At 60.5% G+C, this 15,853-nt stretch carries 15 protein-coding genes; 7 read left to right on the top strand and 8 right to left on the bottom strand.

Annotated features, from left to right (window positions below; translation table 11 throughout):
* Nucleotides 1-31: 31 nt before the first annotated feature.
* Nucleotides 32-775 carry a hypothetical protein gene (locus tag J1N02_RS27490; protein ID WP_027606449.1) on the top strand — a complete coding sequence of 248 codons (744 nt, stop codon included), beginning with the start codon at nt 32-34 and terminating at the stop codon, nt 773-775.
* 49 nt (nt 776-824) lie between these two features.
* Nucleotides 825-2,129: a hypothetical protein gene (locus J1N02_RS27485; protein WP_421148056.1), complete on the top strand. Its 1,305-nt coding sequence runs from the start codon at nt 825-827 to the stop codon at nt 2,127-2,129.
* Nucleotides 2,130-2,210: 81 nt separating this feature from the next.
* On the opposite strand, the gene J1N02_RS27480 is transcribed toward J1N02_RS27485, so the two are convergent.
* Complete coding sequence (locus J1N02_RS27480) at nt 2,211-3,533, bottom strand: sigma-54 dependent transcriptional regulator (RefSeq protein ID WP_027606451.1); 1,323 nt, start codon at nt 3,531-3,533, stop codon at nt 2,211-2,213.
* Nucleotides 3,534-3,877: 344 nt separating this feature from the next.
* Here J1N02_RS27480 and J1N02_RS27475 point away from each other — a divergent pair, with 344 nt between their 5' ends.
* Nucleotides 3,878-4,138, top strand: a complete 261-nt coding sequence (locus J1N02_RS27475) for a hypothetical protein (protein WP_032887053.1) — start codon at nt 3,878-3,880, stop codon at nt 4,136-4,138.
* A 65-nt stretch (nt 4,139-4,203) separates the two neighbouring features.
* On the opposite strand, the gene J1N02_RS27470 is transcribed toward J1N02_RS27475, so the two are convergent.
* The 3 genes from J1N02_RS27470 to gnd are packed head-to-tail and all read right to left on the bottom strand — an operon-like array spanning nt 4,204 to nt 7,573.
* Complete coding sequence (locus J1N02_RS27470) at nt 4,204-5,028, bottom strand: Cof-type HAD-IIB family hydrolase (protein ID WP_027606453.1); 825 nt, start codon at nt 5,026-5,028, stop codon at nt 4,204-4,206.
* On the bottom strand, nt 5,025-6,548 hold the full coding sequence (gene zwf, locus J1N02_RS27465) for a glucose-6-phosphate dehydrogenase (RefSeq protein ID WP_027606454.1): 1,524 nt from the start codon (nt 6,546-6,548) through the stop codon (nt 5,025-5,027). Before zwf ends, J1N02_RS27470 begins: the two co-directional genes overlap by 4 nt.
* Complete coding sequence (gnd, locus tag J1N02_RS27460; protein WP_223841635.1) at nt 6,545-7,573, bottom strand: phosphogluconate dehydrogenase (NAD(+)-dependent, decarboxylating); 1,029 nt, start codon at nt 7,571-7,573, stop codon at nt 6,545-6,547. Before gnd ends, zwf begins: the two co-directional genes overlap by 4 nt.
* A gap of 226 nt (nt 7,574-7,799) precedes the next feature.
* Between gnd and J1N02_RS27455 the strand changes: the two genes are divergently transcribed.
* The 4 genes from J1N02_RS27455 to J1N02_RS27440 all read left to right on the top strand — a co-directional run bounded on the left by J1N02_RS27455 (nt 7,800) and on the right by J1N02_RS27440 (nt 12,591).
* Complete coding sequence (locus J1N02_RS27455; RefSeq protein ID WP_256221270.1) at nt 7,800-7,979, top strand: DUF6026 family protein; 180 nt, start codon at nt 7,800-7,802, stop codon at nt 7,977-7,979.
* Nucleotides 7,980-8,139: 160 nt separating this feature from the next.
* Nucleotides 8,140-9,897: a phosphoethanolamine transferase CptA gene (locus tag J1N02_RS27450; RefSeq protein ID WP_027606456.1), complete on the top strand. Its 1,758-nt coding sequence runs from the start codon at nt 8,140-8,142 to the stop codon at nt 9,895-9,897.
* A 114-nt stretch (nt 9,898-10,011) separates the two neighbouring features.
* Nucleotides 10,012-12,237, top strand: coding sequence for a TonB-dependent siderophore receptor (locus J1N02_RS27445; RefSeq protein WP_421148055.1), 2,226 nt, complete (start codon nt 10,012-10,014; stop codon nt 12,235-12,237).
* Between the two features lie 144 nt (nt 12,238-12,381).
* Nucleotides 12,382-12,591, top strand: coding sequence for a hypothetical protein (locus J1N02_RS27440; RefSeq protein WP_141157534.1), 210 nt, complete (start codon nt 12,382-12,384; stop codon nt 12,589-12,591).
* 102 nt (nt 12,592-12,693) lie between these two features.
* Here the strand turns inward: J1N02_RS27440 and J1N02_RS27435 are convergent, their stop codons facing one another.
* The 4 genes from J1N02_RS27435 to J1N02_RS27420 form a co-directional block, all read right to left on the bottom strand.
* On the bottom strand, nt 12,694-13,185 hold the full coding sequence (locus J1N02_RS27435; protein WP_027606459.1) for a GNAT family N-acetyltransferase: 492 nt from the start codon (nt 13,183-13,185) through the stop codon (nt 12,694-12,696).
* A 173-nt stretch (nt 13,186-13,358) separates the two neighbouring features.
* Entirely contained in the window at nt 13,359-14,462 is a 1,104-nt protein-coding gene (gene zapE, locus J1N02_RS27430) for a cell division protein ZapE (RefSeq protein WP_421148054.1), read from the bottom strand.
* Nucleotides 14,463-14,477: 15 nt separating this feature from the next.
* Nucleotides 14,478-14,813 carry a nuclear transport factor 2 family protein gene (locus J1N02_RS27425; RefSeq protein ID WP_027606461.1) on the bottom strand — a complete coding sequence of 112 codons (336 nt, stop codon included), beginning with the start codon at nt 14,811-14,813 and terminating at the stop codon, nt 14,478-14,480.
* 51 nt (nt 14,814-14,864) lie between these two features.
* Nucleotides 14,865-15,581 carry a helix-turn-helix transcriptional regulator gene (locus J1N02_RS27420; protein WP_027606462.1) on the bottom strand — a complete coding sequence of 239 codons (717 nt, stop codon included), beginning with the start codon at nt 15,579-15,581 and terminating at the stop codon, nt 14,865-14,867.
* Between the last annotated feature and the right edge of the window lie 272 nt (nt 15,582-15,853).

The raw sequence follows: 15,853 nt of genomic DNA, 5'->3' as shown, positions 1-15,853 counted from the left end.
AATAAGGGGCAGGACGCTCCAGGAGCAAAAGATGAACACTTCCCGTTGGCTGACGGTCTTGTGTCTGGCAGCCTCAATGCCCGCTTATGCTTCGTCGGGGTTCAAACCCATCGAGCTCAAGGATTCGGAAATGGCCGACCTGCGCGGTCGTTACGTGATGCCGGGACGGATCATCAGCTTCGGCATTGTCATGAGCAGCACCTGGACCAACGCCGTGGGTGACACCATCACCGGCAAGGCCAGCATGCAGATCGATTCGTCGACCATCACCCCGCAATTCTACGTACAAACCACCGGCTCGACCGGCAACGGCACGAACCCGAACACCGGCACCGGCACGGTAACCGGCGGCGCCGGCCTGGGCAGCGGCCAGGGTGTGACACAAAGCGTACGCACCGCCGGCGATGGCAACACCGCCTACAACAATGTGGGCATCACCGTCGAGAACGGTTTTGCGCCCTCCAACATCGTGCAATCAGGACAGGTGCTGGTCGCCGGCGGCACGGTGACCGGTGACAGCGCGGCAGGCCGCGTGAGCGTGTCGGCCAACAACGGTGGCTTGCAGATGGCGATCCAGGCCAACCACAACCAGGGCAACAGCCTGCAGCAGATCGGCGGCGGGAATGTGCTGCAAGGCACGGTGCTGACCGGCAACACTAACTTCGTCAACAACATGACCCAACTTAACGTCGTGATGAACAACAACGGTTTGAACAACGGTGCGTTGAACTGCAATCTGGATCAACTCAAAGCCCTACGCACGCTCGGTTATTGAACTACGCTGACCGTCGACACTTACGCATTAGAAAAGGACGGCTTATTTCATGCATCGATCGTTATCGCTCCGTGCTGTGATCTGTTTAAGTACGCTCTTGCCCGCATCCGTTCTGTATGCAGCGCCAGACAGCGACATCGAAACCCTCAAACGGGAACTCCTGGAACTCAAGCAGCGGTACGAAGTGCAGCAAAAAGCGCTGGCCGTGCTGGAGCAGCGCGTGCGTCAGGTCGAAGACCAACCGGCAACCCCGGCCCCCAAACGCCTGGCCAAGTCGCCGGCAGACTTTCAAAAAGCCAACGGCACCACCGTCGCGGGCACGGGGGCCGCGGCGGCATCCGGTGGGGCGGGGGGCGGCGGCAGTTCCTACGGCCAGTCCCTCAAGGATGATTCGGCCCCGGCGCAAAGTGTCAGTAACCTCTATAACGAAGCCAGCGGCTTTTTCGGCAACGGCAAGTTCAGCTTCGAAACCGGCGTTACCTATGCCCGTTACGACGCCCGTCAGTTGACCCTCAACGGGTTCCTGGCGCTGGACTCGATTTTCCTCGGCAATATCAACCTGGACCGGATCAAGTCCGATAACTGGACCCTGGACCTGACCGGGCGCTACAACGTCGATAACCGTTGGCAGTTCGACGTGAACGTGCCGGTGGTGTACCGCGAGTCGACTTACCAGTCTGCCGGTGCCGGCAACAACGGCACCGCCACATCGGAACAATCGGTCACCCGCGACCCGAACATCGGCGACGTCAACTTCGGCGTGGCCTACAAGTTCCTCGACGAAACCCCCACCCTGCCGGATGCGGTGGTGTCGGTGCGGGTCAAGGCGCCCACCGGCAAAGAACCGTTTGGTATCAAGCTGATCAATACACCCGGCAACGACAACCTGTTCGTGCCGGAAAGCCTGCCTACGGGCAATGGCGTGTGGTCGATCACGCCGGGCATTTCCCTGGTCAAGACCTTCGATCCTGCCGTGTTATTCGGCTCGCTGTCCTACACCCATAACTTCGAAGAATCCTTCGATGACATCAGCAGTGACGTCAACCAGAAGGTCGGCGGCAAGGTCAGCCTGGGCGACAGCTTCCAGTTCGGGGTCGGCGTGGCCTTTGCCCTCAACGAGAAGATGAGTATGTCGTTCTCGGTGTCCGACCTGGTGCAGCGCAAGAGCAGGCTCAAGCCCAACGGCGGCGACTGGCAATCGGTGGTTTCCAGCGATGCCAACGCCGGTTATTTCAACGTGGGAATGACCATTGCCGCGTCGGATAACCTGACCATCGTGCCGAACCTGGCAATCGGCATGACAGACGATGCGCCGGACTTTACGTTCAGCCTGAAATTCCCGTATTACTTCTAACCCGACCGCTACAGAATCCGGTGCAGAAGGAAAAGCCCCGCAACGATAAGGGTCGTTGCGGGGCTTTTCGGTTTACCCGCCCTAGCGGATCTGGTGTTTGTGCAGCAACCGGTAGAACGTCGGCCGGGAAATCCCCAGCACACGGGCCGCGACACTCAGGTTGTCGCTATGCCGGTTGAGCACATCGCACAGCGCCTGGCGTTCAGCACGGTGCTTATAGTCTTCCAGTGTAGCCATGGGTGGCGAAATTGCCTGTTCGCCCAGCAATCCCAGATCGGCGGCTTCGATCTGGCGCCCTTCGGCGAGTACCAGGCCGCGGCGCACGCGGTTGGCCAGTTCGCGCACATTGCCCGGCCACGGGTGTTGCCCCATCGCCACCAGGGCGTCATCGCTGAAGCTGCGGGGGCGGCGGCCGGTTTCCTGGCTGTAGAAGCGTGAAAAGTGGTTGGCCAGCATCGCCACATCACCATGGCGCTCGCGCAAGGGCGCGGTGACCACCTGCAGCACATTGAGCCGGTAGTACAAGTCTTCGCGGAAAGCGCCCTTGGCGACGGCCGCCTCAAGGTCGACGTGGGTGGCCGCCAACACCCGCACGTCCACCGGAATCGGCTGGCTGCCGCCGACCCGCTCGACCTGCTTTTCCTGGAGAAAGCGCAGCAGGTTGGCTTGCAGTTCCATGGGCAAATCGCCGATTTCATCGAGGAACAGGGTGCCGCCATGGGCCGCTTCGATGCGCCCGACCTTGCGTTGATGGGCACCGGTAAACGCGCCCTTCTCATGGCCGAACAGTTCGGATTGGATCAGGTGTTCAGGAATGGCGCCGCAGTTGATCGCGACAAAGGGCCTGGCATGGCGCTGGGATTGGCGGTGCAGGGTCTTGGCCACCAGCTCCTTGCCGGTGCCGCTGTCGCCACGGATCAGCACCGGGGACTCCGTGGGCGCCAGCTTGGACAATAATTTGCGTAACTCACGAATGGGGCGGCTTTCCCCCAGCAACTCGTGCCCTTCATCTACCGGGGTGTGACCCTTGCCACGCAGGCGCGCCATGCCAAACGCGCGGCCCAGGGTCACCTGCACCCGCGCCACGTCGAATGGCAGGGTATGGAAGTCGAAAAACCACTCGCAGACGAAGTCCCCCACATTTTGCAGGCGCAGCACATCCTGGCTGAGTACGGCGATCCACTCGGTGCCACTGCGGCTGATCAGTTCCTTGACCGCTTCGGGCCGCTCCAGATGATAGGGCTGCAGGCGCAATAGGCCGACATCGCATGAGCGCTCTCCTACCGATTCCAATGTGCAGCTGTCGACATCCCACCCGGCCGTACGCAAACCGGGCAGCAACCCGTGGCAGTCGTCACAGGGGTCAACCACGAGCAAACGACGTTGGACGAGGGGCACACCCATGACTGATCCTTGGCGTCAAAAATCACTAAAGTTATTTAGAAACAACAGTTTGTAATGGTTGCCGATAACCCTAGCAAGATCTTGACAGCGTGCTTGTATCGTTTCGCTATAAGAGCGGACAAAAAGCCACTACTCGTGTTTGCAGGTCAAAAAGTTGCGTCTTCGCAAAACTTTCAATCAGCTTTCAAAACAGCCGCTTACATGACGTCCATCAGGAAAAGTTGAAATTTGTTGCTCTAACATGTGACCCGTACCCCGTCATCGCGCATCAGTACAAGTAACCCGCCGCACGGTCAGCCCAACCGCCGGCAATCACTTGAATGGGCATTTAGAGAGAGACCCACATGAACGCCCCGCTCCGCATCAACGAAGCTCTTTTGATCGCAGACCGTGCTTTCCAGCCCTTTCAATGCGTGGCCTGGCACGACGGCAACGGCGCCCTGAGCCTGAGTGTCATCGACCGCACCAATACCCGTATCGGCAGCAAACAACTGTCGTCGAACACCTATAGCGACCCGGCGCAATTGGAAGACTTGCTGTTGCAAGCCCGAGCCGAGCTCGACAAAGATGGCTACCAGTTGCAGTCCTGGGCCATGCCGAAGTAAATCGCGGCTAACTTGCGATCACTGCAAAACAGTGATCGCAAGTTGCACAATGGAACTTAAGACGCTTATCGCGCCGCTAGAATAAACCGTTCGATTGCTTCCGCAGCGCCCTCCTCGACATTGCTGCCGGTGACCACGCTGGCCTGGCGCTTGACGGCTTCTTCCGCCTGCCCCATGGCAATCGACAGCCCGGCCACCTGAAACATCGCCGGATCGTTCCCCCCGTCCCCGATGGCCGCCGTCTGCTCCAGCGGCACCCCAAGGTGCGCCGCCAGGGTCTTCAACGCCTCGCCCTTGTTGGCCAGCATGGCCGTCACATCCAGGTAAATCGGCTGCGAACGCGACACCTGGGCCAAGCCCTGGACCTTGGGCTGCAATTGCGCTTCCAACGCCACCAGCAATGGGGTGTCGTTGCTCGCGGCGACGATCTTGTCGATACGCTCCAGGTAGGGTTCGAAACTTTCCACCACCACCGGCCCATAACCCAGGCCATGGGCTTCCCGCGGTTCCACCGGCCCTGGCGGACCACGGCGCAGCCAGTCGCCGTCGGCAAACACCCAGACTTCCACATCCGGCTCGGCCGAGAACAGCGCCAAGGTCACCAGCGCCGCCTCCGCCGGCAGGTGGTGGGCAACCAGAATGCTGCCATCCGGGTTGATCAAGGTGCCACCGTTGAAGCCCGCCACCGGCACATCGATCCCGAATGTCTCGATCAGGTGCAGCATGGCCTTGGGCGGTCGCCCGCTGGCCAGGCTGAAAAACACCCCGGCCTCGCGCAGGGCGCTCACCGCGTCGACAGTACGCTGGCTCAGGCGGTGATCCGGATGCAGCAAGGTGCCGTCCACGTCGCTGAGGATAAAACGGATGGGATGAATCGCTGCATCACTCATCCGAGCGAGTGCCAGGTGCGGCCATCGCGCGCCAGCAACCCATCAGCCGCTGCGGGCCCGTCTTCACCGGCCTTGTAGGTCTGGATCCCGTCGTCCTCCTTCCATGCATCGAGGAACGGTTGCACTGCTCGCCAGCCGTTTTCGATGTTGTCGGCGCGCTGGAACAAGGTCTGGTCGCCGGTCATGCAGTCGTAGATCAGGGTTTCGTACCCGGTCGACGGTTGCATCTCGAAGAAGTCCTTGTAGGCAAAGCCCAGCTGGATGTTGGCCATGTCGAGGGTCGGCCCGGGCTTTTTCGCCAGCAGGTCGAACCACATGCCTTCGTTGGGCTGGATCTGGATCTTCAAGTAGGTGGGCTTGACCTCGTCCACCTCGGTGTCACGGAATTGCGCATAGGGCGCCGGCTTGAAGCAGATCACGATTTCGGTGTCGCGCACGCTCATGCGCTTGCCGGTGCGCAGGTAGAACGGCACGCCGACCCAGCGCCAGTTATCGATCATCACCTTGAGGGCGACGAAGGTCTCGGTGCTGCTGTCGGGAGCGACGTTGGCTTCTTCGCGGTAGCCGGGCAGTGGCTTGCCGGCGATTTCGCCCGCGGTGTATTGCCCGCGCACCGAGTTGGCCCGCGCGTCTTCCAGGGACCACGGGCGTACCGCGCCGATGACCTTGGCCTTTTCACCGCGCACCGCATCGGCACCAAAGGCAGCCGGGGGCTCCATGGCCACCATCGCCAGCAGCTGGAACAGGTGGTTGGGCACCATATCGCGCAGGGTGCCGGTTTTTTCGAAGAAATTGCCTCGCGTCTCCACGCCGACGGTTTCGGCGGCGGTGATTTGCACGTGGTCGATGTAATGGTTGTTCCAGAACGCTTCGAACAGCACGTTGGAGAAACGGCTGATGAGGATGTTCTGCACCGTCTCCTTACCCAGGTAATGGTCGATGCGATAGATCTGCTTCTCGCTCATCACCTTGAGCAGGCTGGCGTTCAACGCTTCGGCGGTGGCCAGGTCGGAGCCGAAGGGCTTCTCGATCACCACGCGCCGGAAACTGTCATCGGTTTCCGTCAACAGGCCGGCACTGCCCAGGCGCTGCACCACGTCACTGAAGAAGCGCGGTGCGGTGGCCAGGTAGAACACCGCGTTGCCGGTACCGCTGCCGGCGATCTTCTTGCCGATGTCGGCGTAGGTGCTGTCATCGAGGAAATCGCCCTCGACGTAGCTGATGCCTTTGGCCAGTTGCGCCCACAATGCCGGATCGAGGGCGTTATCCCCATTGCCCTTGACCTTGCTCGCCGCCTCGGTGCGGATAAAATCCTCGAGTTTCTTGGCGAAGTCGGCATCGCTGATGGCGTTGTGATCGACGCCAACGATACGCAGGCCATCGCCCAGCAAGCCATCACGACTGAGGTTGTACAGCGCCGGCATCAGCAGGCGCTTGACCAGGTCGCCATGGGCGCCAAACAGAAACAGGGTGGTGGGTGGAGCAGGTTCGGCCTTGAGTTTCTTGCCGTTGGCGGTCATTTTTTGGAAGTCTCCACGTGGCCGCCAAAGCCAAAGCGCATGGCAGACAGCATCTTGTCACCGTAGGTGCTCTGCTGGCGCGAGCGGAACCGCGCGAACAACGACGTGGACAGTACCGGCACCGGTACGGCTTGCTCCATGGCGGCTTCGATGGTCCAGCGGCCTTCGCCACTGTCGGCCACGGAACCGGAGTAACCGTCCAGCTTGGGGTCGGTGGCCAGGGCGTCGGCGGTCAGGTCCAGCAACCAGGACGAGACCACGCTGCCACGGCGCCAGACTTCGGCGATATCGGCAACGTTGAGGTCGAAGCGCTGGTCTTCGGGCAGGTTTTCCGAGTTCTTGGTCTTGAGGATGTCAAAACCCTCGGCAAACGCCTGCATCATCCCGTACTCGATGCCGTTGTGGATCATCTTGACGAAATGCCCGGAGCCCGCCGGGCCGGCGTGGATGTAGCCCTGCTCGGCACGCTTGTCAGCCGACGCGGAACGGTCCTTGGTGCGCGGGATGTTGCCCAGGCCCGGTGCCAGGCTGGCGAAGATCGGGTCGAGGCGCTGCACCGTCTCGGTGTCGCCGCCGATCATCATGCAGTAGCCACGCTCCAGGCCCCAGACGCCGCCGGAGGTACCGACATCGACATAGTGCAGGCCCTTTTGCGCCAGGGCCTTGCCGCGACGCACGTCATCCTTATAGTTGGTGTTGCCGCCGTCGATGATCACGTCACCGTCTTCCAGCAGCTCACTGAGTTCATTGATGGTGTTTTCGGTGGGGTCGCCTGCCGGCAACATCACCCAGACGGCACGGGGTTTCTGCAGCCCGGCCACCAGGGCCTTCAAGTCGGCAACGCCGGTGGCGCCTTCTTCGCTCAAACCTTTGACAAATGCTTCGTTACGGTCGTAAACAACGGTGGTATGCCCATTGAGCATCAGGCGCCGTGCAATATTCCCGCCCATGCGGCCTAGTCCGATAATCCCCAGTTGCATGTGCTGATGCTCCCAACTACTGAATAAATGTGTGACATAGTTTATAGCGCAATGAGGCTAATGAGGGTTAGTCCAGGGCAGATCCGTGTAGTTTCATGGGAAAAAATTGCCATCGTTTCACCATCACGCCGCCGAAAGTCACACGACCACCAAAAATAAAAAAGTTCCATTGAAGTGAAAAAGAATTCAGAATTGCTTCCGACTGTTGCCGAGAACCTCGACTCAAGCGTTCTGGCACACCGCGACACACCGGCTATTTGCGAGGCAAGCAATGAGCACAGCACAGATGACCCGTCCTCCACAGACCCTCTACGTCACACTCCGTCGCGATGAATTGCGCCAGTTGAAAGACGAACGCGATCAGTTGCAGCTTGAGGTCATGCGCCTGCGTGCCCATATCATTCAAGCCCAGCTGGACCAGCCTTCCGGTGTGCAGCCCGCGCTCTGCTGAGCCCGTCATCACTTTGTAAGATAACGGCTACATAAATCTCACAAAGTTTTCACATGCCCTTCCCGATACTCCCGCCCCCAAGGGCCATCCCATGCAAGGGTGGCCTCTGTTGCGTGCAGCCCTGCGCGTCAACTGAAAAATTATCGGGTTGGAGCGCTGGATGGCGATGTTCGAACGCAGCAGCAAGTCTGCGAAAGGCTTTGATTGGGCCGGTCTTGCCTGGCTATTCGTGTTTTTCTGGTACTTCTCCGGCATTACCCAACTGCTGATCCAACTCAGCGGCACTTCCGGCTTCAGTGGTTTTCGCCAAGCCTTCTTCATGAGCGCGATATGGCTCGCGCCCCTGCTGGTATTCCCCCGCCGTACGCGCCTGCTGGCCGCTGTGATCGGCGTGGTGCTGTGGGCCTGTTCCATGGCCAGCCTGGGTTATTTCTTCATCTACCAGCAGGAATTTTCCCAAAGCGTCATCTTCATCATGTTCGAGTCGAACATCTCCGAAGCCGGCGAGTACGCCACCCAATACTTCGCCTGGTGGATCGTGCTGGCGTTCATTGCCCACACCGCCGTGGCTATTTTCCTGTGGACCCGGGTACGCCCGGTGTATTTGCCGCGCGGCCAGGCCCTGGTGGCGGCAACGGCGATCCTGGTGGCGATCATCGGTTACCCGCTGGTCAAGCAGATTGCCCGCAGCGACACCCTGGACGACGCCATCGACCGCTTCGAATCGCGCATCGAACCGGCCGTGCCCTGGCAGATGATCGTTGCCTACCGCCGCTACACCGAACAGCTGGACAACATGCAGGGCATGCTCGACAGCGCCAGCCAGATCGCGCCCTTGACCAACCTCAAGGACACCATGGCCGGCCAGCCGTCGACCCTGGTGCTGGTGATCGGCGAGTCCACCAACCGTCAACGCATGAGTCTCTACGGCTATCCGCGCAACACCACGCCGGAACTGGACAAGCTGCGCGACCAACTGGCGGTGTTCGACAATGTCATCACCCCGCGCCCCTATACCATCGAAGCCCTGCAACAGGTACTGACGTTCGCCGACGAGGAGAACCCCGATCTCTACCTCAAGACACCGTCGATCGTCAGCGTGATGAAACAGGCCGGGTACAAGACCTACTGGATCACCAACCAGCAGACCATGACCAAACGCAACACCATGCTCACGACCTTTTCCGAACAGGCCGACGAGCAGGTGTACCTGAACAACAACCGCAACCAGAACGCCCGCCAATACGACGGCGATGTACTGGAGCCATTCTCCAAGGCCCTGGCCGATCCGGCCGAGCGCAAGTTCATCGTGGTGCACCTGCTCGGCACCCACATGAGCTACCAGTACCGCTACCCACCGACCTTCGACAAATTCACCGACCGCCAGGGCGTGCCTGCCGGGATCAGTGACGATCAACTGCCCATCTACAACAGCTACGACAATGCGGTGCTGTACAACGATTTCGTGGTGTCGAGCCTGATCAAGGACTACGCCAAGACCGATCCCAACGGCTTTTTGCTGTACCTGTCGGACCACGGCGAAGACGTATTCGATTCCGCTGGCCACGCCACGCTGGGGCGTAACGAAGGCAAGCCGACAGCGCCGATGTACACCATTCCGTTCATGGCCTACGCCTCGCCGAAATGGCGTGAAACCCACGACTGGAAGTTTGCCGGCGACTTGCAACGCCCTTACAGCAGCTCGCAATTGATCCACACCTGGGCCGACCTCGCCGGGCTGAGTTTCAACGAACTGGACCGCAGCAAGAGCGTCGTGAGCGACAGCTTCACGCCGCGCCCGCTGATGATCGGCAACCCCTACATGCGCCCGCAAAAGGCCTTGATTGACTTCAGCCTGATCAAGCCCAAGAAGGTTAATCCGACCGATGTGGTCCTGCAGGAACCGCCGGCCTTGTAACAGAAAAATAACAATCATTCTCGTTTAGCCCTAAAGTTCCCCCGCTCCTTTCGTCTTTGAGCCAAGGCCTTCCCTTTCCGGGGTGGCCGCAAAGACGACAAGGAGTCTTCCGCGATGTTCGCGCCTTTTACCCGCTCCATGACCCTCACGCTCGGCCTGTGCGGCGCCGCCCTAAGCCCGGACCTGCTGGCTGAAACCGACCCCGAACACACCCCGCTCGAACTCGGCGCGACCAACATCTCCGCCGAAGGCCTGGGCGCCACCACCGAACACACCGGTGCCTACACCACCGGCTCGATGAGCACCGCCACCCGCCTGAACCTGTCGGTCAAGGAAACCCCACAATCGATCTCGGTGATCACTCGCCAGCAGATGGATGATTTCAATCTCAACACGTTGACCGACGTGCTGCGCCAGACCACCGGGATCAACGTCCAGCACAACGACTCCGACCGCGTGTCCTATTCCTCCCGCGGCTACGGCATCACCAACTTCCAGATTGACGGAATGCTCAATACCTTCGGCTACATGAAGTCCGACGCCGATACCATCATCTATGACCACATCGAGGTGGTACGCGGTGCCACGGGCTTGACCACCGGCGCCGGCGACCCCTCGGCCACCATCAATATGGTGCGCAAGCGCCCGACGGCCCAATGGCAGGCGAAAACCGGCGTCAGCGCCGGCAGCCATGACAACTATTACAGCTACGTGGACGTGGGCGGCCCGCTGGCGTTCGACGGCAAGCTGCGCGGACGCACGGTGCTGGCCTACCGTGACAGCCAATCGTTCCGCGACAACTATGGCCTGCAGCGGGCGGTCGGCTACGGCATCCTGGAAGGCGATCTTTCCGACGATACCGTGCTGGCCGTAGGTTTCGATTACCAGAACAAGCAGGTCCAGGGCACCTCATGGGGTACCGTGCCGTACTGGAACAGTGAGGGCGGCAAGGCCGGACTGTCGCGCTCCACCAATATGGCGGCGCACTGGAGTTCCTGGCCGCTGACGGACAAGACCACCTTCGCGACCCTCGACCATCGGCTGGGCGGCGACTGGCACGTGAAGGCCGCCTACACCCATCGCCAGAGCGATACGGATGGCAAGGTGTACTACGGCGGCGCAGGCTTCCCCAACGATGACCGCAGCGGCATGACCGCCTGGGCGAGCCATATGCGCGGCACATCGAGAATGGAGGCCGTCGACCTCAACCTCGCCGGCAGCTATGCACTGCTGGGCCGCGAACATGCACTGATGATGGGCTATGGCGAGGCCACGCAGCGGGACGTCTCCCCCGTGATGCGCAGCAACCTACCCGCCGGCTATTACACCATCGAAGACTGGAAATACATGGGCGGGATCGCCAAGTTCGGCGACACCGTCACCGACCTCAAGGGCGAACACAGCAGCAAGCAACAAAAGGCCGGCTACCTGGCCACGCGACTGAGCCTTACCGACCGCTTGCATGCAGTGCTGGGCAGCCGCTATGGCAGTTGGGAACTGAAAAGCGCCGCCCCGCACTACGATGCCAACGACCAGCTTACCGCCGCCGGGAAAACCAGCCAGACCCACAATGATATGTGGACGCCCTACGCCGGCCTGCTCTACGACCTGACGCCGGAGTACACCGTCTACGCGAGCTATACCGACATTTTCAAACCCCAGAGCCTGCGGGATGCCAACAAGAAGTACCTGGAGCCCGTGGTCGGCAGCAACTACGAGGTAGGCCTCAAGGGCAGCGTGCTCGACGAACGCTTGAACCTGGCGGCGGCGTATTTCTGGAGCACCCAGGACAACGTCGCCGAGCGGGACGATTCGGTGGAGCGAAACCCGACCACCGGCGAGGAGTACTACAAGTCCGGCGGCAAAGGTAACAAGGTCAACGGCTTCGAATTGGAAGCTGCCGGAGAAATCCTGCCCGATTGGAACCTGACGGCCGGTTATACCTACACCCATTCGGTCAACGGCTCGGGCAAACGCAACAACACCGGGCAGCCGCTGAACCTGCTGAGAGTGTCCAGCGCCTACCGTTTGCCGGGGGCGTGGCGCAACCTCACGGTCGGCGGCGCGGTGAACTGGCAGAGCGACATTTACGATTGGAGCAACCGACCTACAGGGGTACGCGTCGGCAACACACCGGTGACCGAACGGGCGAAGATCACACAACAGGCCTACACGGTGGTCAACCTGATGTCCCGCCATCAATTCGACGAGCACGTCTCAGCGTCGCTTAACGTCAACAACCTGTTCGATAAAAAGTATTACGAACGCGTCGGCTTTTATAACGGCGTGTATTGGGGCGACCCACGCGCCATTACGCTGGCCTTGGACTGGAAGCTTTAAAGCCGGCCATCCGAAGTTAACGATATTGTTAACTTCGGATGTTTCTCGCGTTAATTCCCACTTAATAAGATCGCACCAGAATCGCCCCACGATTCTGATCAAGGACAGAGCAGATAACCGATCACACTTAATGAGTAAACACAGATGAAACTCTCGACCTTGATGCTTGCCAGCCTGATGACCCTGTGCTCCGCCGCCGCGTTTGCCGAAGGCGGCTCGGAGCGCTCGAAGGAGTTCTACAACAACTTCACCTTCACGCAGCAGACGCTTCACGGCACGACTGAACAAACGGCGTCCGCCGACGGCAAGACACCGAACACCAATACGACCGAACAGGAACAACCCAAGAGTTAAGTTAATCGTTAGTTAACCCGCAACACCCTGGGCCATTCCGCTCCGTTGGCAAAGGTTTATTGGGCGCCCTCTGCTGGCGCCCTTTTTTTCGCCGGTTATTTATTAAAGCGGCTTGTTCCAGAACAACATGCGCCCATGGGCCGGATCAAACTTCGCATCATCAAAACCAAACTTGCGATACGCCGACTGGGCGACGGCATTACCTTCCAGCACCTCCAGGGTAATCTTGCAGCAACCACGCTGGCGGGCGATGTCCTCGACCTTCAGCAGCATTTTCTGGCTCAGTCCCAAGCCGCGAAACTCATTCATCACCACCACGTCGTGCACGTTGACCAAGGGGCGGCAGGCAAAGGTGGAAAACCCTTCAAAGCAATTCACCAGCCCCGCCGGTTCACCGCCGACAAACGCCAGCACACTGAACGCATGGGGGCGCTTGGCCAACTCGGCCGGCAGTTGCTCCAGCAGGTCGGCGGGCAGGCTATGGCCGCCGCCCATGGGGTCTTCGGCGTAATGGTTAAGCACCTTGGCAATGGCTTCGGCATGTACAGGATTGGTGTAGCTGGCTTGCAGCACCAGGATATCTGGGGTGTCCATTTCCGTCCTCGATCACGACTACAAGGGAACCGGTTCCCTTTGAGGGGCACGATTGTAAGCGTGGAGTCAGCACCAGATGAAGGAGATTAACTACAAATGTGCGCCCGAAAGCGCGAAGGCTTTGGCACTAAAAAAACCCAAAGTGCCCATCCAGGGCTTTTTTCGTACAGGCCTCAGCCGAAGCGCTGCAGCTGCATTTCTTGCAACCGGCTCAGGGTGCGACGGAAAGGAAACGCCAGGTAACCGTCGGTATACAGGCGCTCCAGTGGCACCTGGGCGTCGATGAACAACGGCACCTTGCGGTCGTAGCACTCGTCCACCAAGGCGATGAAGCGACGCACACTGTCGTCGTGCACCGACAACTGCGGCAACTCGCGATCACCGGCCACCACGCGCTCGACCCCATCCTCGGTGCCGCGGGCAATCCGGCCTGGGCGCTGTTGCGCACTCAGGTTGGGCACCTCCCCCAGCAGGATCGCCTTGAAGCGGTCGCACAGCAGGATGAAATCCATTGCCGCCAGGGGTTGTTCGCAGAGGTCGGCATAGCGGCACCACAGCACGCTGTCACTGGCCTGCACGCACACGATGGAACGATGGCCGACGTTGACCGGGCCACAACTCACCACCTGCCCTTCGGCCAATTGTGCGAACACGTTCGCCAGCGCATCGGGCTGGTTCACCCAGTAGCGCTGCCGGCCCACGCCTGGATGCAAGCGATGATCCTCGCCACCGTCGACCGCCACCACGTGCATATGCCGCCCGATCGCCGCAATGCCCGGCAGGAAGCGCTCCCGATTGAAGCCATCGGCATACAGCTGGGCCGGTGGTTGATTGGAGGTGCAGACCATCACCACACCTTCCTCGAACATGACCTGGAACAGCCGGCCGAGGATGATCGCGTCACCGATGTCACTGACGAACAGCTCATCGAAACACAATACCCGCACCTCCCGGCTCAGCTCCCGCGCCAGGGCCTGCAACGGGTCATGGGTGCCGGTGAGCTGGAACAGACGCTGATGCACCCAGCCCATGAAGTGGTGAAAATGCTGACGCCGCGCGGGCACCCGCAGGCTTTGGTAGAACTGATCCATCAACCAGGTCTTGCCGCGCCCCACCGGCCCCCATAGGTAAACGCCAGTCACGGGCGAACGGCCTTGATGCAAGGCCGCATGACAGGCTTGCAGGGCATCCACCGCCCGGCGCTGGGCGTCGTCGGCAACGAAACCCTGTTGGGCGATGGCGTGTTGGTAAGCAGCGAGGGGCGAGTCGAAAGTCATGCCCGCGATTATGACCTACAGGGAGATGTCCAGCCGTGAAATCTTGCCCTTCGCGTCCAGGCGAAAGGTGTAGCGCAACTCCAGCGGGCTGCCGGGAAAATTGCCGGAGACCACATTGCTGACCAGCACCTTGCCGGTACGGTGCTGCACCTTGAGCACCTCGACACGCGGCTGGTAGCGGCGCCCGGTGTCTTCCATCCAGCGTGCAATGGCGGCGGTGCCCACCTGGTGCTGGCCTTCATCGAACACATTGGCATCGTCGGCAAAACACTGGGCAATGACCGAGGTGTCGCGGGTATTGGTCGCCGCGATATAGGCGGCGATGGCGGGGGCCAATTCAGGCTGGGACATGGCAAAGCTCCTTTTCAGGTGGTTGTAACAGCATGCTAAGCCAGGGGTGTGTCAGTTTTTGTCAGGAGTGAACGGCCCGGATTCATTCTGCTCCATCAGCTTGCGCCAGGCCCGCAGCCAGTCGCTGCGCCGCCCCGGATAACGTTCGCCGACGACCTCGGCACTCGCCACGCGGTCGGTGCGAAAGGTGCGATACGCGCCGCGCAGCTCACACCAGGCCACGATCACCCGCACTTCATTGAGAAACCCCAGGGCCAGGGGCCAGATCAGGCGTTGACTCTGGGTCTGGCTGGCATCGGCGTAGTCGATATGCAGCTTGTCCTGATGCCGAATCGCTTCGCGAAATACATCCAGCGGCACGCGGTTTTCCGGGTAGCCAAACCCTGGCGGGCCGGGCAGCAATGTCGGGTTGCGCAAGGCTTCCTGCGCCGTCGGGTCGAGCACATCGGCGATTTTCGCCAAGGCGTTGGCGGCGGCACGGCTGAGCACGTCATCGCCGCGCTGGTCCACATAACGCAAGCCCAGCACGATCGCTTCGGTTTCTTCGGCGTTGAGCATCAAGGGCGGCAAAAACAGGCCGCTGCGCAGCACATACCCTACCCCGGCCTCGCCGAAAATCGGCGCGCCCAGGGCGGTCAACTCGGCAATGTCGCGGTACAGCGTACGCTCGGACACCTCCAATTGCGCCGCCAGCACGGCGGCGGTCACCGGGCGTTTCTTGCCCCGCAGGGCCTGCAACAACGTCAGTAAACGAGTGGTACGCGACACGTTGATCCTGCCGAAAAACAAAAGAGCTGCAGATTAGCAGAGCACCCTGTCAGAAAATGTCAGCAGGAAAACAGCCCCGATCAGACGAGCCCCGTCATTTAAGGAAGAACACTGCACTTGTGGCGAGGGAGGTGCCACTACCTCTTCGACGTAGCGCTGTCGCGCAGCAAACTGGGACCTCTGTGGCGAGCGGGCTTGTCGAATCGTCGCACCGCCCGCGCTGGGGCGCGAAGCGCCCCTGATGGAGACAAATGTGGTGTATCAGACACTCC

Origin of the sequence: Pseudomonas sp. NFX5, assembly GCF_049132125.1 — a bacterium.
Lineage (GTDB): Bacteria > Pseudomonadota > Gammaproteobacteria > Pseudomonadales > Pseudomonadaceae > Aquipseudomonas > Aquipseudomonas marginalis.
This window is presented reverse-complemented; position numbering and strand designations above follow the sequence as displayed.